Genomic DNA, 25284 nt, shown 5'->3' on the forward strand with positions numbered 1-25284 from the left:
ATGCCGACCGAGGCGAGCAGCACTCCCCCCTGTCCATCCGGGCGCCCGACCTGGGCCGGTCGTGAAGCAGCGTCATGCCTCCGAAGAACGCGACGGCGGCGAGCAGCAGGCTGACGTACAAGCACCAGCGCCGGCCCTGTCCGCAGGCCAGTGCATCGCCGTTGGGATCAGGCCCACGCCCGAGCCGTCGGCCACGGCACCGCCTCAGACGCCGAAGGAATTGGTCCGTTCCTTCAGGTCGGTGAACGGGGTGAAGGACGTCCCAACCAGCCGGGCCGTCTCCTCTCCGCCGCCTTCAGGAACCCAGCACGGGGGCAGCTCGAAACCACTGGAGAACTCACTGACGCCAGGGCCGGGGAAGTCGTGAACAGATGGTCATCGGTCCGTCCCCTCAACCCGAGAGGACTACGACCACACCGGGAAGGAACGCGACACCGGCGCCGGCGAGCGCCGCCGTGCCGGCGCATCCCGCGTGCAGGCGGCGGCACACGGGCCACGCAGAAACCCCACGACCGGAGGACGACCGGGGCTCTGGAGAACGGCGGCGGCCGGCCCAGTGAGCGGACTCCGGCGGTCCGGCGGGGGTATGGCCAGCGCCAGCGGGTCCGGTGGGCAGGGCTGAGCAGGGCAGGGCTGCGAGACGGCAGACACCCAGGGTGTGTCCGGCAGATCGGGTCACGGCAACGGGGCGGTGACTGATCGGTGTCACGGACGCGGGGTGATACAGACACACGGTGCGGTACGTGCGGCTGCAAGGCGAAGCCGCACCCCACGTCCGCGGCATGAGCAGCCGGACCGCCCCCCTATGCGGCCGTGCCCGCAGTTCCCGCCGAATGCCCGGTTCCGGGCGCGGTCGCGGTGGCCGTCACTGGGGCGGGGCGGCCGGGCGGGCGGGGCAGGCCGCCGCCCGTGGGGTGGCCGATGATCCAGCTCAGCAGAGGGCCCGCCATCACGGTCGTGACCACGGCCATGACAACCATCAGCGAGTACAGATCCCGGCCCGAGTAGCCCAGTTACAGGCCCACGTTCACGACGATGAGCTCGGTCAGGCCGCGGGTGTTCATCAGCGTCGCCAGCGCGGCGGACTCCCGCACCGGCATCCGGCAGAGACGGGCGGCGGCGAACGCGCCGGTGAACTTGCCGCCGACGGCCACCAGCAGGATCAGTCCCAACGTGCCCAGCCCGCCGGCGTCCAGGTGGGACAGATCGACCTGGAGACCGGCGACCACGAAGAACACCGGCAGCAGCAGCGTGCCGCTCAGGCGGCCCAGGCGCTCGTGCACATCGGCGCGCAGCCGCTCCCCGCCGCGCGGCAGGATCACGCCGAAGAGGAACGCGCCGAAGATGTAGTGCAGCCCCACCCACTCGGTGAGGGCCGGCCGAGCCGCTGACGGCGATCACGGCTGCCAGCAGGGACCAGGCCAGCACGTCGTCGACACACGCACACGCCAACGCCACCACGCCCAGCGGGGAACGGCTCATGCCCCGGTCGATGAGGACACGGGCCAGCACCGGGAACGCCGTGATGGACATGGCGACGCCCACGAACAGCACGAACGCCGTCCGGTCACCGGTGCCGTAGCCGTCCATCAGGTACAGCGCCAACAGCGTGCCCAGGCCGAACGGCAGCAGAACGGAGCTGACGGACACCGTGGCCACTAGGCTTCCGCCGCCGCGGATCATCGCGCCGTCCCACTCCACGCCGACGAGGAACATGAAGACCGCCACACCGACCACCGCCAGGGCACCCAGCAACGGCCGGACACCGGCCGGGAACAGGGCGCCGGAGAGCGCCCCGTGGAAGAGGGTCGGGCCCAGCGCGATTCCGGCGAGGACCTCGCCGATCACCGCGGGCTGGTTCAGGCGCCGGGCCAGCCCGCCCAGCAGGCGGGCCAGCAGCACGATGGCGGCCAGGCCCAGGAGGAGCGAGGAGGTCTGATGGGTGGTCATGGCGATCGGTCTCCGGACAGTGGGATCCGGCCCGCGAGCAGAACAAGAAGGCTGGCATCACACCGCCCTGTCCCCGTGCTGCCGGCGGCACAGACACAGGAGAGACACGAAACCCGGTACCCACAACGTGCAGTCACCCAGACTCCCCAACCCAACACCAACAACCGTGCCGGACACCGGCAGGCCGGTGGGGCGGGTGGGGCGGGTGGGGCAGGCACCGGTGTCCTCGCCATAAGCGACGAAACCCTCCTCGCAACAAGGAACAAGAACCCTCCCGCGACGCCGAGTCCGAAGCCGGCGGAAAGACTCGCCAACCACGAAGGCCCGACCCTGCATCCACACAGCCGGGCAAGCACGGCATCAGGTGACACAGCGCCAGCCATCCGAGCCCGCGGAACGGACCGCCGGGCCGGCCGGCCCGGGACGGGGCACGGAGGCAGAACAGGGCGCGGGACCGGGTGAAACAGCAACCGCCGTACACCAGCGGGCCATACCGAGACGGTACGGAATCGCCCTGGTGGTACGGGAGTTGGTCCGCCATGCCGGCCTCAGCCGTTCCGCGGCCTGCCAAGTGGCGGGCCCACGGCAGGTGTTACGGCGTCTGCCGGTGGGGGCCGGGCTCGGCCGGGACCTGGGTGAAGGCCGCGAGGTGATCCCGGGCCCAGTCCCGGAAAGAACGGGCCCCGTGACCCGTCACCATGCGAACGGTGTCCTCCACCTGGGCCTTGGCGCCGGCCCGCTGGCGTTCCGCGCTCGCCAGGAGGGCCTCGACGACCGGGGGCGGGTAGCGTCCGCTCAGCGCGGCGCGGGCCTGGTCCGGGGTCAGTTCCTCGAAGCGCAGGGGGATGCCGAGCAGCCGGCCCAGCTCACGGGTCTGACCGACAGCTGTCACAGCCCGCGGTCCCGTCAAGGTGTAAGCACGACCGGCATGGCCTTCCTCGGTCAGAACCCGCACCGCGACCTCGGCAACATCACGAGGATCGACACACGCGTTGGGCGACGTCCCGTACAGCGCGCGGACGGTGCGTTCGCGGCGCACGGGCATGGCCCAGGACAGGCAGTTGGACATGAACGCGCGCGGACGCAGCAGCGTCCACTCCAGGCCGCAGCCGCGCAGCAGGTCCTCGTTCGCACGCTGCCGACAGGTGACCAGGTCATCGGCCCCCGAGGCCAGCACGGCCGCCGCGGAGAGTTTCACCACCCGCCGCACCCCGGCGGCAACCGCCGCCGAAACGAAGGCCGCGTCGTCAACGCCGTCGACACGGGTGGTGACCAGAAACGCCGTGCGCACACCCCGCACCGCCCCGGCCAGCGACACCGGGTCCGTGTAGTCCCCGGCGACCACCTCCACCCCCGGAAACGCCCCCGCCGCCTTCACCGGGTCCCTGGTCATCACCCGCACGCACAGGCCCGCGGGCAGGGCACGGACCACTTCCCGCCCCACCGTCCCCGTCCCGCCCGTCACCAGAATCACCGGCGCCCGCCCACGCCCGGCACGCCACAGCACCCGCCACCCGCCACCATCCGTCCCTCACCCACTCCTCTGCTCCTCCTCGCCCATTCCTCCGCGCCTACGTCCCCCTCCGCTCCCTGCATCCCCGTTCCTCATTTACGACATCCCTTTACGCCAATTATCCGCACTTTCGCCCGCATCTTCCCTTTCCGGCCCGGCTGGCATCCCCCACCGAAAACGAACCGAGCAAACCAAGGCACCGGGGTACCGGGGGTGGTACGGCGGGTCCGGTCTGCCGGAGCGAGGGCCGGACGCCATAAAGATCCGGACTGGACGGTTTTTATTCTGCCCTTCGCGCTCACCGGAAACAGCGCACCGGGGCGGCGACGCAGGACCGGGGCGATCCTCACCCCTCAGGCGATTCCCGCCGCAGCGGCCAGGGCCTTCGAGCAACGCGACTACCCGGCCGCGACGATCAACGAGACCCTAGCCTGGGCCGGGGCAACCGATCCGGGAGCCGGTCGGCCAACTACTCGCGGTGGGTAGTCAGTTCGCGGTCCAGCAGCTGGTGGACACCCTGGTCGTCCTGCACGCCCAACGGCTGCGCACCAACCCGGCGATGCGCATCGGAGAGCGGCTCGGGCTCGACCGGCAGGCCAAGGAGCTCGACTGCGGGGGTCCCTTCGACGCTGGGCAAGGTCGCCGGTCTGCTGGAGCAAGCGCGGGAGCGGGACGAGTTGCTGCCGCACGTGGTGCTGACGGAGACCGCGGGCTTCCGGGTGGGAGTCTTCGCCGAGGTCCACGCCATCTCCCGGTTCCTGTGCGGCTACCAGGACCTGCCACACCAGGTCACCGGCCTGCTGCGGCACGCGTTACCGTCCGTCACGCTCCCCCGACGCCAGCCACGGTGGCCTTCTCCGAGACCATGGGTGTCTGGGTCCAGGAACAGCCGATCGACACCCCTCACCTGACAACACCCCGCCCCACTCCCCCTCATCCGACCGCCTCAGCCCCCACTCCGGCCCACACCCACGCCCGCGTCCACCCACGTCGCGGTGGCGGTGGCGGTGGCGGTGGTCGGCCCCCCTCACTCCCACACCCCTCACGCCCACGCGCCGTGCAGCGGGCCAACGACCGGAGGGCGGTACCCAGGGGCAGGCCGGGGCCGGGGGCGGCGGCCGGTGCCCGAGGCCAGGAGCGCCCGGCCGGGCCAGGCCGGGCACGCGGTGAACTGTCGGGCCGCACCGCCGACGAGGGCCGTCACGAGGATGATGTCGAGGCGAGCCGTAAGGATGGAGCACCACAGGCGGCTCAGCGGCGCCGAGAGCTCCAGACCCGGTTCCCCAACGAGGGTGATACGTAACCGCACCGGCCCTCGCGGTCCAGCGCCACCATGAACCGGCCGTGCAGACTCTCGCGCCTCCGGTACCGATTGACCAGCACCTTCAGCACCTCAGCCCCGGCAGCAACTCGCTATGGCCACCCAAACGCAGGTCGGCCTCAATGCGCTGGGCCGGCGCGCACAACCGGGCCCCCACCGGCCGCCGGGCATCCACACCTATCCGGTTACCGGTCAGCCCCGACCTGCTCCACCAATCACGCGTATACGCCTAAAGCGCCTGACGAAACCTCACCCCAGTCCGGGAAAACCGACCCACCCACACCCGGCACAAGCACATCCACTGCACGACCCCGCGCCCGATCATCCCGATCGCACACAGCCCCTCTCACCTCACACCAAACCCATTACTATACGAACTGGACGGTATTTTTAACCAGCGGGCTCCGCCCGCAACGAAAGAAGCCACACCATGCCGCAACCCAAACAAGACCGCGCCATCCGCACCCGCCACACCATCCTCATGGCCGCAGCCGCCGTCTTCGAAGAACGCGGCTACCAAGCCGCCACCATCAGCGAAATCCTCACCACCGCCAACGTCACCAAAGGCGCCCTCTACTTCCACTTCAAATCAAAAGAACAACTCGCCCAAGGCGTCCTCGCCGGACACGACCAAAACCTCACCGTCCCCCCACAGCCCTGCAAAACCCAAGAACTCATCGACATCACGATGCTTCACGCCCATCGCCTCCAAACCGACCCCCTCGTCCGCGCCGGCGTCCGCCTCACCCTCGACCAACGCGCCGACGGCCTCGACCGCACCGGCCCCTTCCACCACTGGATCACCATCGTCACCGACCTCCTCACCCAAGCCCAGAAACAAGGCGAACTCCTCCCCCACGTCAACCCCACCGAAACCGCCCACATCCTCGTCGGCGCCTTCACCGGCATCCAAGCCATGTCCCAAGCCACCACCAACTACCAAAACCTCCCCGCCACCCTCACCACCCTCCTCCAACACACCCTCCCCACCATCACCCACCCCGCCACCCTCACCAACCTCAACCTCACCCCCCAACGCGGCCACACCGTTCACACCGAGACCACGGCAGCCGCAGCGCCGGACGAGATGACGACGGAGGCAGCGGACAACCAACCGCCCACGGAGCCCAGTTGATCCGCCCGACCCGCTCGTACTCGAGCAGCCCGAAAGCCGCAGCGGTACTCATCGGCAGCGACCGAACCGACAACGGCCATGGTTCTGACGGCAGTTGCGCGATGGCCGCGACTGGACGAGAACCTGGCCTCCAGGCGACGGGAACCAGGCTCGACCGCGCACTCACTGCTCGGCACTCTTGAACCGGCCATAGCGGCCCTCGACCGCACCGGAACCGTACGGAAGTTCCGCCCGATCACCGGGTGTTGACGTTTTCCGCAATCTTGACCGATTCGGCGGCCGAGTGATCGTATGTTGTCGGCCATGCCACTTCGAGGTCTTCGCGCCAAAGGAGCCCTTGAGCTTCTCGTGGCCAGTTGCTCAGGGCTCGGCTGCGTCGCCGCGCTGATAACCATCCTCGTCGGTCAACTCACGCCGTGGTGGGCACTGGTCCTCGTGCCCTTGGGGATTTTCAACGCCATCGAGGTGATCGGCTACTTCGCCTACCTGCCGGTCGTCATCAAGCCCTATGTCCTCGTCTCCGCCGGCAGCGCCGACGGAGACAGCGAGCAAGGGGAAGGACAGCAGAGCGGCACCGTGCGCTGGCAGCTGGACACCGGCGGAGCGGTGAAGGAATCGTCACCGGTCGTGGTCGACGGCACTGTCTATGTGGGCAGTTGGAACCATCTCCTGTGGGCCGTCGACGCCCTGTCCGGCGAAGAACGCTGGCAGTGCAGGGTCGGCGGTGTGGTGGCCGCGTCGCCCGCCTTCGCCAACGGCACTGTCTACATCGGCAGTTGGGACAAATGCCTGTGGGCGGTGGACGCCGTTTCGGGCCGCGAGCGGTGGCGGGTCAGGACGAACGGCCTGGTGCGGTCCACGCCGGTGGTCACCGACGGCATGGTCCTCTTCGGCAGCAACGACGGCTTCTTACGCGCGGTCGACGCCGTCTCGGGGAAGAGCCGGTGGCAGGTCCGTGTCGGCACGGGCGTGCGCTCCTCGCCGACCGTGGTGGGCGACTCGGTCTACGTCGGTAGCGACGACGGCGTTCTGTGGGCCCTGCACACCGCCTCCGGCCAGGTGCGGTGGCAACTGAAGACGCTGAGCGGACTGTGGTCCTCGCCGGCGGTGGCCGACGGCATCCTCTACATCGGCAGCGCCGATCGGCACCTTTGGGCGGTGGACGTGGCATCGGGTCGTGCCCGGTGGAAACTCCCGGCCGGCACCTGGGTGAAGTCCACACCGGCGGTGGCCCACGGCCTCGTCTACTTCGGCACCGGCGACGGATACCTGTGGGCTGTCGACGCGGTGTCCGGCGAGAGACGGTGGAGTCGCAAGGTCGGTGTCTGGGTGCGCTGGGCTCCGGTGGTAGCGGACGGCACGCTGTACGTCGGCACGAACGACGGCCGTATGTGGGCGTTGGACTCGGTCTCGGGCGAGGAACGCTGGCAGGCGGACACCGGCAGCCCGGTCTTCTCCACGCCGGCGGTGGCCGACGGCGTGCTGTACTTCGGCCTCCAGAACGGGCGTCTGCTGGGCGTCCGCGCCTGACCGGGAAGCGCGCTGCTGTCAGCAAGGTCCACAACGGACACCTGCGCACCCACCACGCCACCTACTCCGTCGTTCTCCCGCCCGCACAGGCCTGACCGGGCCCCTTCACCACGCAATGCCCCCTCCCTGCCCGAGGCACGGACCTCCTCAGTACCGGGAGCCCGCACCCCGGCATCCTCACGAGACGGGTGAACCTCGATGGCTGCCGCACTCCCGGTCGCCTGGTGGCCGGGATGCTGCACGGCAGCCGTGTGTCCCTTCCCCCGCTGTGCCTCGCACAGCGAGCGTGGTCCCTCGACCGCGCGCCGCGGCTGCCAGACCCGGCTGGAGGCAACGGGCGTCGTCGAGGTGGTCGGCGGTCCAGACGATGCGGACGGCCGTGGCTGTGGCGTGTCCGTCCATCGCCGCGCGCCGCGGTGGAGGGAGTGGACCAGGCGTGCCTCCTGCTCGGGACCGCATGAGAGAGGTTCCGGCACGGCGCCATGCCGGCCGAGACCTGCGGCCAGGTCCCGATAACGGTCGGACAACCGGTCGACGCTGTAGAGCGGGATCACCCGGGCCTCCGAAACCACGGCAGCCGCAGCACCGGACGCCGCAACGACGGAGTCAGCGGCCGAAACCACGCGGGCCGCACCGACAGCAGTCGGCCAACCGCCCCCGGAGTACACAGCGGTGCTCAGCACCGCCCGAACCGATAACGGTCCTGATTCTGACCGCAGTTGTGTGATGGCCACTTCTCCAGATGCCACGGCAGGGCGGCCAACCCGGCGGCGAGCGGGGCTCCAGACGGGCAAGAGCCCGTCCCGGCGACCGGTCGCAGACGATTTCCGGCTCGTACGTTGTCGGCGGCAGGGCATGGTGATGCAGTGAACGACGACAACGCGACCTCACCGGCCCCGCAACCGACCTCGGAGGAGAACCGGCACGCCAGTTGGTTGGAACTGTTCTTCGACCTCGTCGCCGTGGCGGGTGTGGCACAGATCGCGTACCTGCTGCACGGCGTCCCGGACGTGTCCGACCTGGGCCTCTACGCGTTGCTGTTCCTCGCCTTCTGGACGGCTTGGGTCTGCTTCACCCTGTACGCGAACGCGGCCTACGAGAACACCCACGTCCGTCTGGGCCCACGATCCGACGCGCCACTGGCTCTGGGCCCTCGATATAGCCCTTGATCTGTACGTCACGTTCTCGGTCTCCGCACGCGACATCGTCGAGCACCAGGGGGCACGGGAGCGCCACGACAACCGAACCGCCCAACGCGATTCCGCGAGGGGCACATCGCTCGCGCGGTCGCAGACGGAGCACCTGAGCGAGCGGCTCGGCCTCTTCGTCATCATCGTGCTGGGCGAGGGCGTCGCCCAGGTGGTCGAAGCCACTTCGGACGCGGAGCGGGACAAGAAGCTGTACATGCTCGCCGTCGCGGCGTTCTTCCTGATGGCCACACTGTGGGCGTTGTCCTTCGGACACGGCTGCGCGGGGGTGCCGCACCGGTGATCAGGACGAGCAGCCAGACCACCGTCACGGTGCGGACATGTGCTGTGGCCGATCCTCTACGAGCGGCGGGCGACGAGGCCGTCCAAGAGGGCCGTGCGGACCGGGGTTTGAGCCACGGGACCAGGTTGTACCGGTGGCGCGGCCTCGGGCAGGCTGGCTTCCCCGTCGCCAGGAGGAGCGGGATGACCAGAAGGAGTCTCAGGCATGATCGACTGGGTGCCTCTTCGTACCGGAGCACGGCCTGTCCCCTCGCCCTTGGCCACGCCACTGGTCTGGGCCGCGGCATCCGGCGGCGCGTTGGTGCTGGTGGCACTGCTCAATGCGCTGATAGGTACCGATCGGCCCTCTCCGGCACTGGCCGCGCTGTCCTTGTTCTCGGTACTGCTCGGCCTGTGCGCCCGCTTCACGGCGGCCCCCGGCACCGCGGTGCTGTGCTGGCTCTTCCTCAACGGCTTCGCCGTCCCGCCCGCCGGCACCCTCACCTGGGCCGGACACCGTGACGCGCTCTGGCTCGCCTGCCTGTTCACCGCCGCTCTGGTGGGTACGACCCTGGCCCGACTTCTCCACGCCCGAGCCGCCTACCGCCGTCTCACCACGGACATCGGTGGCTCGACACGGCCCGGATCATGAACGGCGTGGCCGCTCGCCGAGCCATACCATCGCGCGGCCTCCCAGGGTGCCCTCCCGGAGCAGGCCACTCGGTCGGGTGACGGCCGACGCCATCGTCCCTGCTCACCGAACCGAAAAGAGCCGTTTCCGGGCTTCATGGCCAGATCCCTCCTATCGTGGAACGACACAGTGACCCTCGGCGTCGAAGCGGGCAGGCCATGCAGGATCCGGAGATCGACTATGAGGCGGTCTTCCGCGACCTGCCCGGCATGGTGGCGCTGCTCACCCCCGAGCTGGTCTACGTCGACGCCAACCAGGACTTCGAGCGCCTGTCGGGACGCAAGCGCGAGGAGCTGGTCGGCCGCTACATCTTCGACGTCTTCCCCGAGAACCCCAAGGACCCGGCGGCGGCCGGCATGCGCGAGACCCGGGAGTCGATGCTGCGCGCGGCGACCACCGGCGAGCGCGACACGATGGCCCTGCTCCGCTACGACATCGAGGACCCGCTGCGGCCCGGCCGATGGGTGGAGCACTTCTGGAGCCCCGTCAACGCGCCCATCCGGGGCAAGGACGGCGAGGTGACGCTGATCGTCCACCGGGTGGAGGAGGTCACCGAGTTCGTCAGGGCCTTCGGCGGCCGGGCCGACGGCAGACGGGCTCGGGTACTGGAAGCCGAACTGTACACCCGGGCACGTGAGCTGCAGGAGGTCAACGAGCGGCTGCGCAGGGCACACGCCCATGAGCGCGAGGTGGCCCTGACCCTGCAGGCGGCGATGCTGCCCCCACCGCGACCGGTCGGCCACCACCGGGCGGCCGTCCGCTACCGGCCCGCCGTGGACGCCCTGAACGTCTGCGGTGACTGGTACGACCTCGTCGACCTGCCCGACGGCGGAATGGCGGTCGCCGTCGGTGACGTCGTCGGGCACGGTCTGTCGGCCGCCTGCGCCATGGGCCAATTGCGCAGCGCCCTGAGCGCGGCCTGCCGGGTCGCCGACGGGCCGGGCTCCGCCCTTGAGGCCCTCGGTCTCTACGCCCGTTTCGTCGAGGGCGCCGAGTCCGCCACCGCGGTGACGACGTTCATCGACTGGGACGACCACACCATCACCTACAGCTGCGCGGGCCATCCTCCCCCGGCGCTGCTCGACCCCGACGGCACGGTGACCTTCCTCGACCAGGCCACGGACCCGCCCCTGGGCGCCAGACCCGAGCATGTCGGCCGGCCGCAGACGAGCATCCGCTTCGCCGAGGGCGCCACCCTCGTGCTGTACACCGACGGACTGATCGAGCGTCGTACGGAGGACATCGACCGCGGTCTGGCCCGCCTCGCCGACTCCCTCGCCCAGCATCGACACGCGGAACCCGAGCCCCTGGCCGACGCCCTCCTCGCCGACCTGCTCCCGCCCGAGGGCAACACCGACGACACGGCCCTGATCGTCCTACGGCTGTGACGGCGGCTTCGCCCGGCACCGAACCGTCGACCTGCCGCGGGCTCAAGGTGTGGGCGCCGCCCCCCGAGTCTCAGCAGGGAAAGGGGAACGCAGCCGGCGCCCCGGCCTGACCGACAGCTCCGGTCCTCTTTCGTTCTGCTTGCCGTGACGTCCCGTCAGTCTCCGGTTTCCGGTGCCGGCCTCGATTCCCTCTTGTCGGCGGGCAGTTCCTGTTGGACTCCGCGTCGCAGGCCGAACAGGGCGACGACGAAGGCGACGGCCATGATCACGCTCATGCCGAGCAGCACCGAGCGGGTGGCCTCGGCCACGCCCAGCCGGACGAAGTGCGGAAGGGACGCGGTGCCACCACTGCCTTGTCCTGAGCTCAGCTGGGAGATCGATTTGGCCTCCCGGCTCGCCGCATCGTGGCCCATACCCTGTGCGATCAGAGACTGGGTGATCCGTGACTGGAGCACCGAGGCGAAGATCGTGCCGAGGACGGCCAGGCCCAGGCTGGAGCCGTAGTTGCGCACGGTCTGCGTGACTCCGGTCGCTTCGCCGTAGGACAGCTGGGGTACCCGGTTGACCGCGTCGGTGTTGGCCTGTCCCAGCATCAGTCCCATTCCTGCTCCCGCGAGCACGATGCACCACACGATGCGGCTCTCGCTCAGCCCGGTCACCCGGCCCGCCCACAGGAAGTAGCCGACGCAGGACAGCGCGCAGCCCAGCACCACGGGCCGCTTGGCGCCGATGCGGTCGAGCATCCGTCCGCCGACCTGCGCGGCCACCACGAAGCCGAGGAAGAAGTAGAGCAGGTCGAGGCTGGCCTCGGAGGGCTTCTTCCCAAGGGCGACCTCCGCGTACACGCTCGTGAAGAAGAACACCGGCACGAAGGCTGCCATCGCCACGCCCAGGACGACGTTCTGTACGGAGAAGGCCCGGTCGCGGAAGAGTTCGACGTCCAGCAGCGGATGGGCCGTTCGCCTCTCGACGAGGACGAAGACCACGAGCAGCAGCAGGCCCACGACGATGCACAGCCAGGTCGCCACGGAGTGCCAGCCCCACAGATAGGACTGCTGGAAGCCGAAGATGCTCAGGCCCACGCCGGCCACGATGAGGGCCAGTCCGCGGTAGTCCATGGGCGCCGGCCGGTGCGGGCTGTGCGGACGCGCCATCGCGATGAGCACCAGTGCCACGACGGCGACGGGAATGTTGACCCAGAAGATGGCCCGCCAGGTCCATTGCGTCAGCCAGCCGCCGAGGATCGGACCGACCGCGGTGAGACCGCCCGCGATGCCGAAGAACAGGGCGAGTGCCTTGCCACGCTCCTGCAACGCGTAGGAGTTGACCACGATGGCCAGGGCTGCGGGATACATCAGCGCTCCGCCCGCCCCCTGGAGCGCCCGGAACGCGATCAGCCACCCCTCGGCGGCGCCGCCCTTGGGCGTCAGCCCGCACAGCGCGGACGCGACGGCGAAGACGACCACCCCGAGGACGACCATGCGCCGGTGCCCGACGGTGTCGGCCAGCCGTCCCCCGAAGGCGAACAGGGCGGCCATCGCCAGCAGGTAGGAGTTGATGGCCCACTGCACGCCGGTGTTCGACAGCCCCAACTCCGCCTGGATGTTCGGTGCGGCGATGGACACGATCGTCTGGTCGATGAACGTCATCGCCACCGCGAAGATCATCGCGGCCAGTGTCAGCCGTCGGGACGAGGAGGAGGTTCCAGTTCCGGACATCGGTGTCCTTTCCGAGCCGTGCGCGCTTACGGGTGAGCAGTCCCCTGCTCCGAACCCGTCGGCCGGGCGGCCCGTGGAAGGAGCTCGTCGCGGGCAGGCCCGATCAGGGGCTGCCGTGGCGGAGCCGAAGACGGGCCGACGGATCGACCCTGATGCCAGACATGATCTGGCCGGTCCCGGTCCCGGTCCCGGCACCGGCGCTCGCGCAGGCCATCGGACCGCCCGCAGCGGCCGGACGGGGTGAAGTGGGGCGGAAGCCCTGCCCAGGACATTGGCAGCGGTCTCCGCGCAGACTGCCGGCGCCTGCCGGACAGAAGCCTCACGACGGTGCCGGCGAGCAGGGCCGACGGTCCCACTGCGGCGTCGGGCAGGTCCGCGCGCATAGTGGTCGGCGCGAGGCGGCACAGGCCATACCGAAGAAGTTCAGCGGAACACGTCATACGGGAATCTCCACTCGCCTCGATGAGGCTCATGGTCGCCTCCATCTGCGACTTCCGCATCCGTCGGCCTGGTGCAGAGGTCGACCGCGACGCAGCCGCCGGGCAGCGACCGGGCCGCCTCACGACGCCTGCTCGTGCGCCCGTCGGCAGGCAACCGGATCGAGTACTCGGGCGACCACGCCACGATCACCGGCCGTTCGGACGGGCCGGCGACCCGTGTCTTCCGCTCCGCCGGGACCTGCACGAAGGCGGTGGTCCAGACGTTCACCCGACGCTTCCTCCGATGGACGCCCGCCATCCCCGAGCGACCGCGACACCGCACCGACAGGCGGGAGTCGGCGCGGTTCGTCACCTGACGTCGACGAAGTCGCCTTTCGCCGTGGACGGGCCGGTGGTGGGGGTGCCGGTGAAGACGAAGCGGTAGTAGCCGTCGGCCTTGGCCTTGGTAGTGGTCCTCAGCTTGCCTCCGACGCCGGTGGTGACGGTCTTCAGCGCGGTGTAGACGGAACTGCCCTTCTTACGGAACTGCAGTTGGACCGGCCGCCCCTGGTAGCCGGTGTAGGTGCCGCTCTCCCAGTTGGCGCGGGTCAGCTTCCCGGTGACCGTGATCGTCCTGCCCTTCTTCACCGGCTCGGGCGAGGCGTTGACCGTCACCCTGGCGTACCGCTTGAAGTTCGCCGTACCGGCGACGTCGGTCTCCGTCCAGTTGTCGTCGGTGTCCTGCGCCCCGGCGAGCACCTTCCAGGCGCCGGCGAGGCCGTTGTGGTCGAAGTCCCGCGCGGCGCTCACAGCGATGCTCACCTTGCAGGCGGCGGTGGTCGGGTCGGCCGACGACACCACGCATGTTCCCGCCGGCGGGTACAGCGGCAGGATGCCGTCGGCGTCGTCGGTGTTGGGACCGTGCCACAGGTAGGCCCAGGACGCGGCAACGCCCTCCGGGTCGTGGGCCGTCCACGTGATCGTGACGGTCTTTCTGGTGGTCGGGCCGAGCACGATGTCCTTGCCTCCGTTGACCACGACGTTCGAGAACGTGGTGTCGTCGGCAGCGGCCGTGCCCGCCGCTTGGGCGGTTGCCGGAAGCACCGATGCTGAAAGGGTGGCAGTCAGGAAGATGACCGCCACGGCCGGGCGTATACGCATGAAGTCCCCCCTCGGGACACTGGGTTCGCCGCCTCCCCGCACGACGAAACCTGATGGTGTGTCATCGGTGGCTAGACCCGTGAGGGACGGTCCCGGTTGCCCTGTTCTTCGAACCAACGCCCGCATTCACCGGGCAGGGAGACGATGCCCCCGGTGCAGCCCATCGCCGCGACAGGTCCGGCGCAGCACGGAATTCGCGTTGTGGGCCGAAGGGCGCCGCCATAGGGTCACCGGCATGTCTCTACGTCTTCGTATGCGTCGAGCGCTCCCGGAAGCGATGCGCGCAGGTGACAAGGCCGCGGTGAGCGCCCTTCGGGCAACCCTTGGCGCGCTGGACAACGCCGAGGCGGTGGCCGTGCCGGAAACCGAGCTTCGTGGCTCGGCCCTTGAGCAGTCGCCGCTCGGTGTCGGCGTCACGGAGGCGGCTCGGCGTGAGCTGAGTGAGCACAGGGTGGTCGAGATCGTGAAAGCCGAAGCCGCCGAGCGTCTGGAGGCCGCGGCCCAGTTGACCGCGCCCGCGCACGCGATCCGAACCGCACGACTCCGTGCCGAGGCCGCTGTGTTGCTTCGCTTCCTCGATGATTCGAGCCCCGCGTAGGAACCGGCTTCGCTCACCCGCCGGGGAGCCGACGGCGACTCCCCGGCGTCGGAGGAATTCCCCGGAGCCCCAGTCCTCAGCCGTCGACCCCACCTCGCGAACGAACCGACGCTCGATCACCCACACGTCAGCGTCGGCATCCCCCAGTCCCCGTGGTCGTTGCCGTTGCCGTCGCCCGCGTCACCGACCTTGAGGTCGATCACCTGGGCACCGCTGACGTCGACGTCGATCGGCACCGCGGCCTGCCCACCGCGGATCGTCGGCGTGGTGACCAGGGTCTTGCCGTCGGCGACCACGGAGAACGTCACCGTGCCCGCGTCTCCCGTCTCGTCGTCGACGCCGACGTCCGCCGTCAACCGCGAGCACTGTCCGGCGAGGTAGAGCTCGACGTCGCTGACGGAGTTGGTGCCCAGGCCCTTGGCGTAGCCGGCGCCGGCGATGGTGATCGGGCGGCCGTCACCGGCCGCCTGTTCGCCGACGCTGGTGTCCCGCTCCACCGGGCCCCATCCGTTCGTGGAGGAGAGGAACGGCAGGGCGCTCACGTCGCTCTTCCCGGCAGGCGGAGCGGGCGGTATTCCGCCGACGATCCGTTCGTCATCGCCGACGAGCTGCCGTCCGTTCTGCCGGTAGTGCACCGTGGCGGTGAGTGCCGAGGCGGATGACAACGTTCCGGTCGGCGGCTCGACCTGCCAGGTGAAGGTGGCCGATGCCCCGGGCTCCAGACGCTTGACCGAGGTGGGGCTCGAGGCGCTCACGCTCCAGCCGTCGGGGGCGGAGAGCGACGCCGTCAGTCCGGAAGCGGACTGACGGTCCTTCGGCACCCGCACCGCCGCCCGGGCGGTGAAGGCCTGTCCCGGCTTGGCGGTGTCCGGCACGTCCAGGGTGACGTCCGCTCCCGGACGCTTGGGCATGGCATAGGTCCGGGCGTCGTAGCGAGGACTGTCGTTCTGCGCGACGCGCAGGGACGAGGCGTAACTGCCGTAGTCGGTCAGTGCGACCTTGCCGAGGCCGCCGGTGGTGCCGTCGAGGTTCCACACGGCGATGGCGATGCTGTTGTGGCCGTTCGGGTTCAGGATGCCGTTGGGGACCGGGAAGGTGTGCTGCGGGCCGAGGTAGTTGACGTAGTTGCCGACCTGCCAGCCGTTCACGAAGATCGTGGCGCGGTACTTGCGTGACGGGTCGTCGGTGAATGTCAGCCCGAGCGACGTGTCCTGGCCGCGCGGCAGGTCCAGCTTGGCGTCGGTGCGGTACCAGGAGACACCGGGTGTCGTGTCGGTCGTCGGGAGGGACACCCGGTTCCAGTCGCCGTCCGGGTAGCCCGGCAGGGACCAGCCCGCCCGCTCGCCGTAGAGGCCGCCCGTCGAGAGCGGGCCGCGGACCGTGTCCTGGAGGTCCTCGCCGCCCCGGACGCCCTGGAGGCGCCAGGTGACGGACGTCAGTGGCGCGCCGACGAGGGAGGCGCTGGTCAGGCCGCGCGCGGTCTTGTTGCCGTTGGAGGAGTTGTAGTCCTCCTCGTGCCCCATGTTGACGGTGAGCACGGAGAGGACGTTGTCGCCGGTGGACTTCACGGAGCCGGCCGGGAAGGCGAAGTCGCCGCTGCCCGTGGTGGAGCTGCCCAGGAAGGTGCCGTTCAGCCAGGCGGAGAACGCCTGCGCTCCTCCCCCGGAGTCCGACACCAGGTGGATGCCGGTCTCCTTGCCGGTGGCGCGGAAGCGGCCGCGGTACCAGGTGTTGCCGGTGTGGAAGCCGTAGTCGTCCGCGTAGAGCACCGGCAGTGAGTTGGCGCCGGAGACGCTGTTGGTGGTCGACTTGTCGGCCACCTGCCAGCTGGTGTCGTCGAAACCGGGGGACGCTTCGGGGGATTCCTCGGCGTGCTTCCAGTCGGTGAGCGTCGGCAGGTGCATCGGGGCGGCGACCGCGATCTTCCCGGTGCGGCTCCCCGTGTCGGTGGAGTGGGTGCCCAACGTCCTGCCGTTCCAGGTGACTTGGGCGGCGGAGGTGAACACCTCGATGTTCTTGTCGTCGGCGTTGTCGCCGGTGAGTGCCACGGTGTGGCCGCCGTGCAGGCTGGTCGCCGTGCGCAGCAGGTGGGTGCCGCGCACGAGCACCGGGCCGCTCGCCGTGTCCTGACGCCAGAAGGTCTTCGCCGTGGCCTTGTCACCGAGGAGCAGGAGCAGGGGGCGCTGTCCGTCGCCGGTGATGCTGACGCGGATCAGGCCCTTGTGCGTGTAGTTGAGCCGCAGGTCTCCGGTGGCCTGGTCCCAACTGGTCGCGACCGTACCGCCGTTGGCGGTCACGGTGGGTCTGGAGCCATAGCGCAGGACGGTTTCGCCGTCGCTGCCCTGGTCGCCGTAGAGCACGGCGATGTCCCGGTCCCCGATGGTCGCGCTGGTCATGATCTCGGAGGTCGAGTACTGCAACTGCGCTTCGCCGAGGCGGTAGTTGGCCACGATTACGTGGGAGTCGCGTCCGTCGAGGGTGATCGCGGTGCCGGGCTGCTGCGGCACGACCGGGTAGGTCGGCTCGGCGGTGGCGGCTGTCGGTACGTCGATGGCGTCGACGGCCACGTAGTTGTCCGTGGATCCCGAGCTGTGGTTCCCGGCGACGACGATCTTCAGCGTGTGTGCGCCGGGTGTCAGCCCGGTCTTCTGGAAGAGCACGGCCTGGCTCTCGCTGCCGGAGTCGTCGACCGTCGCCACCTTCGTGTCGTCGAGGTAGACGTCGGCGTTGCCGTGGTTGTTGGTCTTCGAGCCGATCCAGCGGATCGCGGTGCCGTCGAAGGGGACGGTGAGCGAGTCGCCGGCCTTGTTCGAGAACGACTCCGTGTGCTTGTAATCGCCGCCGGTGTAGCTCGTGTTGGCCACGTGCGACCACGAACCGGCGTACTGGAGCGCGGAGTCGGGGTCGTCCCAGGTGTAGGTGGTGTCATTGGTCGGCTGGGCGTTGAAGTCCAGGGAGATGTGGGTCCTGTCGACTGCCGTGGACGTGGAGTTGCCGTGCCGCAGCACGTGGAACTGCGTCTTGGTGTCGGGGTTCATCCGGGCGGTGTCCACGACCGCGGAGTCGTCCGGCGGTGTTGCCCGGATCGCCTCGGTCTTGGTCAGCGGGGCGACCGACTGCGTGAAGTAGCCGATGAGTTTGTCCTCGTCGTACTTCGGATCGAGCTGACGCGTCTCGCGGATCGCGGCCCCGTAGTCGTACGACGTGTAGTTCTCGGGCATGCCCAGCCAGCCCCAGTTGGTGCCGCCGTACGTCATGTAGAAGCTCTGCGCGGTCGCGCCGACGGCGATGTTCTGCTTGTAGAAGACGTTGGCGAACTGGTCGTTGATGAGCTGCGCACACTTGTCGTAGCCCGGTCCGCCCCAGGGGTCGAAGGCGCCGCCCTGGAACTCCGGTGAGTACAGCGGTTTTCCGGCCGGGTGGTCGTAGCTGATGTCCGGGACGCCGTTCCACTTCGCGGGGTTGGAGCAGTCGAAGCCCTGCGGGTAGGAGTCCGGGCCGTCGACGTCCAGGGCGCCGGTACCGGAGTTGAAGGTGCCGTTGTTGTTGCCGGTGAGCGGGACCGTGATGCCGTCGGCGCGGGCCTTGTCCTCCAGGTGCTGCATGTAGGAACGGCCTGCGGTCGAGCCGTTGTAGTACTCGTTCTCGACCTGGTAGGCGATAACTGACCCGGTGCCGTTGGTGAGTTGGTGCCGGGCGATGATCCGGTCGATCTGGGTCAGCCACTCGTCGGCGTACTTCAGGAACCGCGGGTCGTCGCTGCGGTTGTTCTCCGCCTTGGTGGTCAGCCAGCCGGGCAGGCCGCCGCTGTCGACCTCCGCGTTGATGTACGGCGCCGGGCGGGCGATGACGTAGAGGCCGGCCTCCTGGGCCATGTCGAGCAGCTTGTCGACGTCCCGCACCCCGGTGAAGTCGTACACCCCCGGCTTTGGCGAGTGGTAGCCCCAATCGAAGTACAGGGAGGTCGAGTTGAAGCCGGCGGCCTTCATCTTCTGAAAGATGTCGCGCCACAGGTCCTGGCTGGGGAGCCGGAAGTAGTGGAACTCACCGGACCACAGATAGGTGCGTTTGCCGTCGACGAGGAAGGAGTAGCCGTCGAGAGTCACGGTGTGCGCCTGCGGACCGACGGCGGGCGGCTGCTCGCCGACGTCCTGCGCCGCCGCCGTGGCCGGCGCGGTCAGGCCGGCCGCCAGGGCGATGGTCGCGGCTGTCGCGAGGATCGCTCTCCACCAGCGACGGCGACCGGGTCTCGCACTCTCTGAACCGTTCCGACCATCCCGCACGGCGGCCTCCAGACCGACTGGGCGAACAGCATCAAACAGACTCAGGCAAAGCCGAACAGTAAGGGGGCGTGGGCCCAACCACAATGGGTCGGAAGAACACAGTCGAGAGGTCGTCGGGTCCCGGGCTCACATCCGGGACCCGACCCGGCATCGTCAGGACAGCCAACGCCCGTTGGCCCCCGCTCCCGGTGCTCCGGTCGGCCGTCGTGTCACCCGGAGGCGGCTTGCTGGACCCGCTGTTGAGGGTCTGGTCCGGAAGGCGAAGCCGCGCCCGCTCGGACAGAGCGTCCGGGCGGGCGCGACGGGAACGGGTGGCGGTGGGGTCAGGTCGCGGTCAGCGACAGGTCGGCCGTCGTGGCGCGGCCCGGCAGCAGGATCAACTCCTTGGATGCAAAGGGGCGGCCGGCGGCCGAGGCCGTGATCCGCAGCGGGCTCGGGCGGGCGTCGAGCCAGAGGTTGTAGTGGCCGTCGGAGTCCGTGCGTACGGTGTGTACGAGGTGGCCGCAGCCGGTCGTTCCGGCGTGCGCCACCGAGCAGATCAGGACCGTGGCCGCCGCGAGCGGTGCCCCCGTGCGCTTGTCGGTGACCGTTCCGGAGAGATGACCCCAGGTCCGCGGGTTCGTGACCTTGAGGCTGACACCACCGAGGCGAACAAGCTCTACAACGAGGCCGACGCCAAGATCTGGGCACTGGGCCACTCCATCCCGGTCTACCAGCGACCCCAGGTCCTCGCGGTCCGCTCGACCCTCGCCGACTACGGTGCGAGCGGCCTCGCGCACGTCGACTGCACGAAGGTCGGCCGGCTGAAGAAGTGACCCGCCGGAGGACGGATCGGCCGGCTTCGTGCCGGTACGGCGGAGACCTCGGACAGGTCTCCGCCGTACCGCTTCAGAGGCAACGCACGGCTAGCGGCGCCCGCCTCGGCGGTCCGCGAGCCGGTGCACCGCCGCGATCAGCGCGTCCACTTCCCCGTGCGTGTTGTAGAAGGCGAACGACGGACGGACGGTGGCCTCCAGCCCGTACCGGCGCAGGATCGGCTGTGCGCAGTGGTGGCCCGAACGTACCGCGATGCCCTCCTCGTTGAGCGCGGTGCCCACCTCGGCCGGCTCGTAGCCGTCCAGGACGAACGACACGATGCTCGCCTTGTTCGGGGCCGTGCCGACCAACCGGAGCCCGGGCACGCCGCGCAGGCCTTCCGTGGCGTGTTCGACCAGGGTGTGCTCGTAGGCGGCGATGTTCGGCAGGCCGATGCGCTCGACGTAGTCGATGGCGGCGGCCAGGCCCACCGCGTCGGCGATGTTGCCGGTGCCGGCCTCGAAGCGGCCCGGCGGCGGCTGGAAGCTGGACTTCTCGAAGGTGACGTCGGTGATCATGTTGCCGCCGCCCTCCCACGGAGGCATGTCCTCGAGAACCTCCCGTTTGGCGTAGAGCACCCCGATCCCGGTCGGCCCGAACAGCTTGTGCCCGGAGAAGACCAGGAAGTCCGCGTCCAGCGCCCTGACATCGATCGGCAGGTGCGGGACCGACTGCGCGGCGTCGACCAGGACGCGTGCCCCTGCCCGGTGTCCGATCGCGATGATCTGCTCGACCGGTACGACGGTGCCGAGCGCGTTGGACATCTGGGTGACCGCGACCAGCTTCGTCCGGTCCGACAGGAGCGCGATGTACTCGTCGAGCAGCAACTGGCCGCTGTCGTCGACCGGGATCACCTTGATCACCGCACCGGTCTGTTCCGCCAGCATCTGCCAGGGCACGATGTTGGCGTGGTGCTCCAGATGGGAGAGCACGATCTCGTCGCCCGCGCGGATGTGCGCGGGGCCCCACGCCTTGGCGACCAGGTTGATCGCCTCGGTGGTGCCCCGGACGAACACGATCTCCTCGGCGGAACCCGCCCCGACGAACCGCGCGACGGTCTTCCTGGCGCCCTCGTAGGCGTCCGTCGCCCGGGCGGCCAACTCGTGCGCCGCCCGGTGGATGTTGGAGTTCTCCCGTGTGTAGAACTCGACCAGCCGGTCGATCACCGCCTGCGGCTTCTGCGTGGTCGCGGCGTTGTCCAGCCAGATCAGCGGACGGCCGTTGACCAGCTCGGACAGGATCGGGAAATCCCGGCGAACCACGTGCACGTCGAAGGCCGGGTGGTGGTCGAGCTGTAGTCCCGACGGCGCGCCGGACGTGTCGGGTTCCTGGACGAAGTAGTACGGCCCGGTCGTCGCTGTCGGTGACACCGGCTCGGAGAGGGGCGGCAGCCCCAGGTGCCCGAAGCCGGGGAGTTCCGGCGCCTGAGCGGGGTAGCCGGGTGCCTCGGTGAGGAAGTAGTACGGCCCCGGGTCCGGGAGTCGGGCCGGTACGGCCGGCGATGAGGCGGGCGGCGGTCCCGGGGGCACGGTCGGGGTCGGTGACTCCGGGACGGAGCCGGCGCCGCCGGGCTGACCCACCGTAGGAGGGCTCGCCATATGGGTTGCCGCGGCGCTGGTCGGTGGCGGCCCGGACGGCGGGCTCATCCCCGCGGTCGGCGCCGGAGGCGGCGGATCCATGGACGGCAGACCGGTCGGCGCCGGAGGGGACGGGTTCGCGGCGGGCGTGGCTGTCGGCACCGGCGCAAAGGGTGCTGCCGTCGGCATGCCTGCGGAGACCGGCGGACTGGTCTCCGCGGTCGGCACAGCCGCCGGAACCAGGGCCGACGGGTCCGCGGCAGGTGTGCCCGCCGGCGCCGAAGACGAGGATGCCGCCATCGGCAGACCCGTCGGCGTCGGCCACTGCGACGGGCCGTCGAGGACCGGGGCGGCCTCCGTGTCCGCCGGCTGCCCGGGGAGTGCTCGGAAGAACTCCCCGGCCATTCGGCTCAGCGTCTCCTCGTCCGGCAGCCACGCGGGGGCGGCTTCGTTACCGGTGGTCGGGGGCGTGGTCATGGCTACCGGTAACTCGGCGCGTAGTCATGGAACTTGTCCACCTCGACGTCGTCCAGCACGGCGAGGGCGTCCTCCGTGAGTACCGCGAGCGAGCAGTACAGGGAGATCAGGTAGGAGGCGATGGCGCTGCGGTCGATCTGCATGAAGCGCACCGACAACCCCATCCCCTGCTCCCCCGAGAGCCCGGGCTGGAACAGCCCCACCACGCCCTGGCGCGACTCGCCGGTGCGCAGCAGGATGAACTTCGTCTTCCCGTTCTCCAGCGGGACCTTGTCCGACGGGACGATCGGCAGGCCGCGCCAGGTCAGGAACTGCGAGCCGAACATGCTCACCGTGGCCGGCGGTACACCTCGCCGGGTGCATTCCCGGCCGAACGCGGCGATCCCCTCGGGGTGGGTGAGGAAGAAGGCCGGCTGCTTCCACACCTTGGTGATGAGGGCGTCCAGGTCGTCCGGCGTCGGCGGCCCGGTCATCGTGGAGATCCGCTGCGTGTCCGCCGTGCTGGCCAGCATCCCGTACTCCGGGCTGTTGATCAGCTCGCCCTCCTGATGCTCCTTCACCGCCTCGATGGTCAGCCGCAGTTGCTGCGCGGTCTGGTTGTGCGGGCTGGAGTACAGGTCGGAGATCCGGGTGTGGAGGTCCAGGACCGTCTGGACGGCCTTGAGCCGGTACTCCCGGGGTTCCCGCGCGTAGTCGACGAAGGTGTCCGGCAGCGGCGACTCGTCATAGTTGTCGCATTCGATGCGCACCGACTCGGGGTGAACGACCTTGTTCACCCGGTAGATGCCGGCTTCGACCGGGACCCAGGACATCAGATGCACCAGCCAGCGAGGCGTGATGGAGCTCATCTGGGGAACGGTCTTGGTGGCGTTCGCGAGGGTCCGCGCCGCGCTGTCGCTCACCGACATCGATCGCGACGGTGGATTCACAACCGTGGTCATGCGGCATCTCCTTTCCGCGCCCGGGGCCGGGCACGCGTGACGGGGTGAGATCGCCGACGGTCACCGACGGGAAGGTGTGCGGCCGCGATCTCTCGCACCCACTATCGATTCACCGTCGCAGTAGGTCCGGTAATGGTCCAATGCGTGTTTTCGAGGCTGTCATCGACGCGGTCTATGATTCGCAAATGATCGACTTGAGTCGGTTGCGCGTATTGGTCGCCGTCGCCCGCGAGGGTTCGATCACGGCAGCCGCCGAGGCACTGCACTACGCGCAGCCGTCGGTGAGCCATCAACTCGCCAAGCTCGAGGCCGAGGTCGGCATGCCGCTGTTGCAGCGGATGGGGCGCGGTATCCGGCTCACGGAGGCCGGCCGGCTGCTGGTGGACCGCGCCGAGTCGATCCTCGCGCAGGTGGAGTCGGTGCACGCCGAACTGGACGAGCTGGCCGGGCTGCGCACCGGCCGGTTCCGACTGGCCGCCTTTCCCTCGGCGTTGGCCACCCTGGTGCCGCTCGCCGCCGCCCGCGTCCTGGACCGGTACCCCGGCATCGAGCTGACCTTGCGGGAGGCGGAGCCACCGGACGCGCTCAACGCCCTGCGCGAGAACGACGTCGACGTGGCGCTGATCTTCGAGCACGGCGACCCGCCCCAGCGCGATCGCCGCGACACCACGATGACACCGCTCCTCGACGAACCGTTGTACGTGGTCACGCCGGCCGACCGCTCCTGGGACGGGTCCCGGACCGACCTGGCCACCTATGCCGACACGCGCTGGATCGCCGGGTGCGAACGCTGCCGCGAGCATCTCGTCGCGGCCTGCGGGCGGGCCGGGTTCTCGCCGATCGTCGAGTTCGAGACCGACGACTACGTCGCCGTACAGGCGCTCGTCGCGGCCGGACTCGGCGTGAGCCTGCTGCCCGGACTCACCCTCCTCGCCAACAGGCACCCCGGGGTCAGGCTCCACCGCATCGACGGCATGCGCAGACAGGTCGCTGCCGCCGTCTACGGCAAGCCGCCCGCGTCCCAGCCCGCCCAGGTGCTCCTCGACGCCCTCGCCGCGACCCTCACCGAACCGGAGTGGCCGTCCTGACGACACACGCTGGTGCGGCCCGATTGATGCGTCGGTAGCCGCCGACGGTCAGGGGCAGAGTAAAGGGCTCGGTCACGAACAAGGCAGCTGCGTGCGTGCGTGAGTTGAGACGTCGAACGTCTCTTGACGTCACGGGAGACACCGTCACCGATGTCGCGCTCGGCGCGGGCACGGCGGCGCCGCCAGCCGCGGTGACCGGGATGGGCCAGACCCGACGGAAGCTTCGCCAGCGTCGTACCGATCAGCGAGCCGCGGTTTTACCGGATCGCGTACTCCGGCACCGGCGAGGACCCCACCCAACGGGTCGTATGACCGAAGCCCTGCTGGAGACCTACGAGTGCGAACGCCTCCGGCGCCCAGTTCGTCGCCACCAGCCGCGCGCAGGGCACCGTGCAGACCCCCAGCCCGACCCCAGGGCCATGCGCGGGGCGTCGTAGCCGGCATCCAAGACGACCAGGATGTCCGCATCGCCGTCTTCCCACTGGCCGCCGTTGATGAGGTCGGTGACGACGCGGCGGACCTGGGCGGCGGTGGCCTCGGCGACGTCGCCCTCGGGACCGAGGCGGATGGCGTCCAGCAGCTGGCACCACAATGTCCGCCCGGTCTCCAGGGCGGCGAGGAACGAGTAGGGCCAGACGGGGATCATCAGATGCTGGTCCCGGCCGCGGCCGTAGGCGTGACAGAACAGCCTCTCCGCGCCGCACTCGGCCTCCGGCCGCAGCCAATTGCTCACGTCGACCGCCAGGACCAGCCGGTTGTCGGCGGCCTTGGGCTGAGGGAGCGCGGCCAGTGTCTGCCGCAGCCGGGTGGCGTCGATACGGCCGTGGTTGAGTGCGTCGTACAACGAGGCGTTCGCGTCCGCGTGACAGGCCATCGCAGCGGACGAACATGCTCCGCGTGTCGGGGAGTTGCTCCCTCCGGGCTCCAGGAGGGGACCGCTGTCCCGCCGTTGACGTGCGTGAGTCACCCATGCTGGCATCGCCGCATGCCGCGCCACTCTTTGATCCGCCGTCGCTGCGTCGATCTCGTACGTGTCGCAGCCGCGCTCTGTCGCGCCGCCGCCCGCTGAACGGCACGCGCCTCAGGCCGAGTTCCCCACCTCTCCACCACGGGTGTGCGCCGCCGAACATGCCCGCACCCGGCAGCCGTCGAACGACCACAGAAGGACAC

20 protein-coding genes and 2 pseudogenes are annotated in these 25284 nt (G+C 69.7%); 10 read left to right on the forward strand and 12 right to left on the reverse strand.

Going from position 1 to position 25284, the window contains the following annotated elements:
* Window positions 1-803 precede the first annotated feature (803 nt).
* The 5 genes and pseudogenes from SPR02S_RS66325 to SPR02S_RS45030 all read right to left on the reverse strand — a co-directional run bounded on the left by SPR02S_RS66325 (window position 804) and on the right by SPR02S_RS45030 (window position 4211).
* Entirely contained in the window at window positions 804-971 is a 168-nt protein-coding gene (locus tag SPR02S_RS66325; protein ID WP_373283426.1) for a hypothetical protein, read from the reverse strand.
* A 42-nt stretch (window positions 972-1013) separates the two neighbouring features.
* The gene (locus SPR02S_RS66330) at window positions 1014-1361 is read right to left on the reverse strand and encodes a cation:proton antiporter domain-containing protein (RefSeq protein WP_019063626.1); all 348 of its coding nucleotides are present in this window, start codon (window positions 1359-1361) and stop codon (window positions 1014-1016) included.
* Window positions 1362-1446: 85 nt separating this feature from the next.
* Window positions 1447-1950: pseudogene (locus SPR02S_RS66335) on the reverse strand (cation:proton antiporter domain-containing protein); the annotation flags it as partial.
* A gap of 592 nt (window positions 1951-2542) precedes the next feature.
* Entirely contained in the window at window positions 2543-3424 is an 882-nt protein-coding gene (locus tag SPR02S_RS45025) for an NAD(P)H-binding protein (RefSeq protein WP_026151459.1), read from the reverse strand.
* A gap of 508 nt (window positions 3425-3932) precedes the next feature.
* Window positions 3933-4211, reverse strand: a complete 279-nt coding sequence (locus tag SPR02S_RS45030) for a hypothetical protein (protein ID WP_019063628.1) — start codon at window positions 4209-4211, stop codon at window positions 3933-3935.
* 1003 nt (window positions 4212-5214) lie between these two features.
* Between SPR02S_RS45030 and SPR02S_RS45040 the strand changes: the two genes are divergently transcribed.
* From SPR02S_RS45040 to SPR02S_RS45065, 6 genes are all read left to right on the forward strand, one after another.
* Complete coding sequence (locus tag SPR02S_RS45040; protein WP_019063630.1) at window positions 5215-5919, forward strand: ScbR family autoregulator-binding transcription factor; 705 nt, start codon at window positions 5215-5217, stop codon at window positions 5917-5919.
* A 348-nt stretch (window positions 5920-6267) separates the two neighbouring features.
* Window positions 6268-7449: an outer membrane protein assembly factor BamB family protein gene (locus SPR02S_RS57785; RefSeq protein WP_019063631.1), complete on the forward strand. Its 1182-nt coding sequence runs from the start codon at window positions 6268-6270 to the stop codon at window positions 7447-7449.
* Window positions 7450-8315: 866 nt separating this feature from the next.
* A complete protein-coding gene (locus SPR02S_RS65335; protein WP_019063632.1) occupies window positions 8316-8618 on the forward strand; it encodes a low temperature requirement protein A in 303 nt (100 codons plus the stop codon).
* Between the two features lies 1 nt (window position 8619).
* Window positions 8620-8940 (forward strand): low temperature requirement protein A, encoded by a 321-nt coding sequence (locus SPR02S_RS65340; protein ID WP_245607737.1) that lies wholly within the window; start codon window positions 8620-8622, stop codon window positions 8938-8940.
* A 204-nt stretch (window positions 8941-9144) separates the two neighbouring features.
* Window positions 9145-9570, forward strand: coding sequence for a hypothetical protein (locus tag SPR02S_RS45060; protein ID WP_019063634.1), 426 nt, complete (start codon window positions 9145-9147; stop codon window positions 9568-9570).
* Window positions 9571-9767: 197 nt separating this feature from the next.
* The gene (locus SPR02S_RS45065; RefSeq protein WP_019063635.1) at window positions 9768-10997 is read left to right on the forward strand and encodes a PP2C family protein-serine/threonine phosphatase; all 1230 of its coding nucleotides are present in this window, start codon (window positions 9768-9770) and stop codon (window positions 10995-10997) included.
* A gap of 155 nt (window positions 10998-11152) precedes the next feature.
* On the opposite strand, the gene SPR02S_RS45070 is transcribed toward SPR02S_RS45065, so the two are convergent.
* Window positions 11153-12715, reverse strand: a complete 1563-nt coding sequence (locus SPR02S_RS45070) for an MFS transporter (protein WP_019063636.1) — start codon at window positions 12713-12715, stop codon at window positions 11153-11155.
* A 511-nt stretch (window positions 12716-13226) separates the two neighbouring features.
* Between SPR02S_RS45070 and SPR02S_RS45075 the strand changes: the two genes are divergently transcribed.
* On the forward strand, window positions 13227-13511 hold the full coding sequence (locus tag SPR02S_RS45075) for a hypothetical protein (RefSeq protein ID WP_158697984.1): 285 nt from the start codon (window positions 13227-13229) through the stop codon (window positions 13509-13511).
* On the opposite strand, the gene SPR02S_RS45080 is transcribed toward SPR02S_RS45075, so the two are convergent.
* A complete protein-coding gene (locus SPR02S_RS45080; RefSeq protein WP_019063638.1) occupies window positions 13504-14295 on the reverse strand; it encodes a hypothetical protein in 792 nt (263 codons plus the stop codon). The genes SPR02S_RS45075 and SPR02S_RS45080 overlap by 8 nt on opposite strands.
* Window positions 14296-14572: 277 nt before the next feature.
* On the opposite strand from SPR02S_RS45080, the gene SPR02S_RS45085 reads away from it, so the two are divergent.
* Entirely contained in the window at window positions 14573-14893 is a 321-nt protein-coding gene (locus SPR02S_RS45085; protein WP_019063639.1) for a hypothetical protein, read from the forward strand.
* A 116-nt stretch (window positions 14894-15009) separates the two neighbouring features.
* Here the strand turns inward: SPR02S_RS45085 and SPR02S_RS45090 are convergent, their stop codons facing one another.
* Together SPR02S_RS45090 and SPR02S_RS61115 are read right to left on the reverse strand one after the other, a co-directional pair.
* Entirely contained in the window at window positions 15010-19176 is a 4167-nt protein-coding gene (locus SPR02S_RS45090; protein WP_019063640.1) for a beta-galactosidase, read from the reverse strand.
* Window positions 19177-19499: 323 nt separating this feature from the next.
* Window positions 19500-19874, reverse strand: coding sequence for a carboxypeptidase-like regulatory domain-containing protein (locus SPR02S_RS61115; protein WP_158697985.1), 375 nt, complete (start codon window positions 19872-19874; stop codon window positions 19500-19502).
* Between SPR02S_RS61115 and SPR02S_RS45100 the strand changes: the two genes are divergently transcribed.
* On the forward strand, window positions 19776-19991 hold the full coding sequence (locus tag SPR02S_RS45100; protein ID WP_019063642.1) for a hypothetical protein: 216 nt from the start codon (window positions 19776-19778) through the stop codon (window positions 19989-19991). The genes SPR02S_RS61115 and SPR02S_RS45100 overlap by 99 nt on opposite strands.
* A 90-nt stretch (window positions 19992-20081) precedes the next feature.
* Here the strand turns inward: SPR02S_RS45100 and SPR02S_RS57790 are convergent, their stop codons facing one another.
* Together SPR02S_RS57790 and SPR02S_RS45110 are read right to left on the reverse strand one after the other, a co-directional pair.
* Window positions 20082-22085 carry a family 2A encapsulin nanocompartment cargo protein cysteine desulfurase gene (locus SPR02S_RS57790; protein ID WP_052347157.1) on the reverse strand — a complete coding sequence of 668 codons (2004 nt, stop codon included), beginning with the start codon at window positions 22083-22085 and terminating at the stop codon, window positions 20082-20084.
* Window positions 22086-22087: 2 nt separating this feature from the next.
* Window positions 22088-23026 carry a family 2A encapsulin nanocompartment shell protein gene (locus SPR02S_RS45110; RefSeq protein WP_019063644.1) on the reverse strand — a complete coding sequence of 313 codons (939 nt, stop codon included), beginning with the start codon at window positions 23024-23026 and terminating at the stop codon, window positions 22088-22090.
* A 185-nt stretch (window positions 23027-23211) separates the two neighbouring features.
* Between SPR02S_RS45110 and SPR02S_RS45115 the strand changes: the two genes are divergently transcribed.
* Window positions 23212-24114 carry a LysR family transcriptional regulator gene (locus tag SPR02S_RS45115; RefSeq protein ID WP_019063645.1) on the forward strand — a complete coding sequence of 301 codons (903 nt, stop codon included), beginning with the start codon at window positions 23212-23214 and terminating at the stop codon, window positions 24112-24114.
* 415 nt (window positions 24115-24529) lie between these two features.
* On the opposite strand, the pseudogene SPR02S_RS45120 reads toward SPR02S_RS45115, so the two are convergent.
* A pseudogene (locus SPR02S_RS45120) lies at window positions 24530-24988 on the reverse strand (transposase); the annotation flags it as partial.
* Window positions 24989-25284 lie beyond the last annotated feature (296 nt).

This window comes from Streptomyces prunicolor NBRC 13075 (assembly GCF_000367365.1).
Lineage (GTDB): Bacteria > Actinomycetota > Actinomycetes > Streptomycetales > Streptomycetaceae > Streptomyces > Streptomyces prunicolor.

Excerpts from the sequence above, each read along its gene's own strand:
- SPR02S_RS57790 (WP_052347157.1), bottom strand. The coding sequence starts at position 22,085 with ATGACCACGCCCCCGACCACCGGTAACGAAGCCGCCCCCGCGTGGCTG.
- SPR02S_RS45085 (WP_019063639.1), top strand. The coding sequence starts at position 14,573 with ATGCGCGCAGGTGACAAGGCCGCGGTGAGCGCCCTTCGGGCAACCCTT.
- SPR02S_RS45065 (WP_019063635.1), top strand. The coding sequence starts at position 9,768 with ATGCAGGATCCGGAGATCGACTATGAGGCGGTCTTCCGCGACCTGCCC.
- SPR02S_RS45060 (WP_019063634.1), top strand. The coding sequence starts at position 9,145 with ATGATCGACTGGGTGCCTCTTCGTACCGGAGCACGGCCTGTCCCCTCG.
- SPR02S_RS45100 (WP_019063642.1), top strand. The coding sequence starts at position 19,776 with ATGACCCCAGGTCCGCGGGTTCGTGACCTTGAGGCTGACACCACCGAG.
- SPR02S_RS45110 (WP_019063644.1), bottom strand. The coding sequence starts at position 23,026 with ATGACCACGGTTGTGAATCCACCGTCGCGATCGATGTCGGTGAGCGAC.
- SPR02S_RS45115 (WP_019063645.1), top strand. The coding sequence starts at position 23,212 with ATGATCGACTTGAGTCGGTTGCGCGTATTGGTCGCCGTCGCCCGCGAG.
- SPR02S_RS45040 (WP_019063630.1), top strand. The coding sequence starts at position 5,215 with ATGCCGCAACCCAAACAAGACCGCGCCATCCGCACCCGCCACACCATC.
- SPR02S_RS45080 (WP_019063638.1), bottom strand. The coding sequence starts at position 14,295 with ATGCGTATACGCCCGGCCGTGGCGGTCATCTTCCTGACTGCCACCCTT.
- SPR02S_RS66325 (WP_373283426.1), bottom strand. The coding sequence starts at position 971 with ATGGCCGTGGTCACGACCGTGATGGCGGGCCCTCTGCTGAGCTGGATC.
- SPR02S_RS45030 (WP_019063628.1), bottom strand. The coding sequence starts at position 4,211 with ATGGCGTGGACCTCGGCGAAGACTCCCACCCGGAAGCCCGCGGTCTCC.
- SPR02S_RS45070 (WP_019063636.1), bottom strand. The coding sequence starts at position 12,715 with ATGTCCGGAACTGGAACCTCCTCCTCGTCCCGACGGCTGACACTGGCC.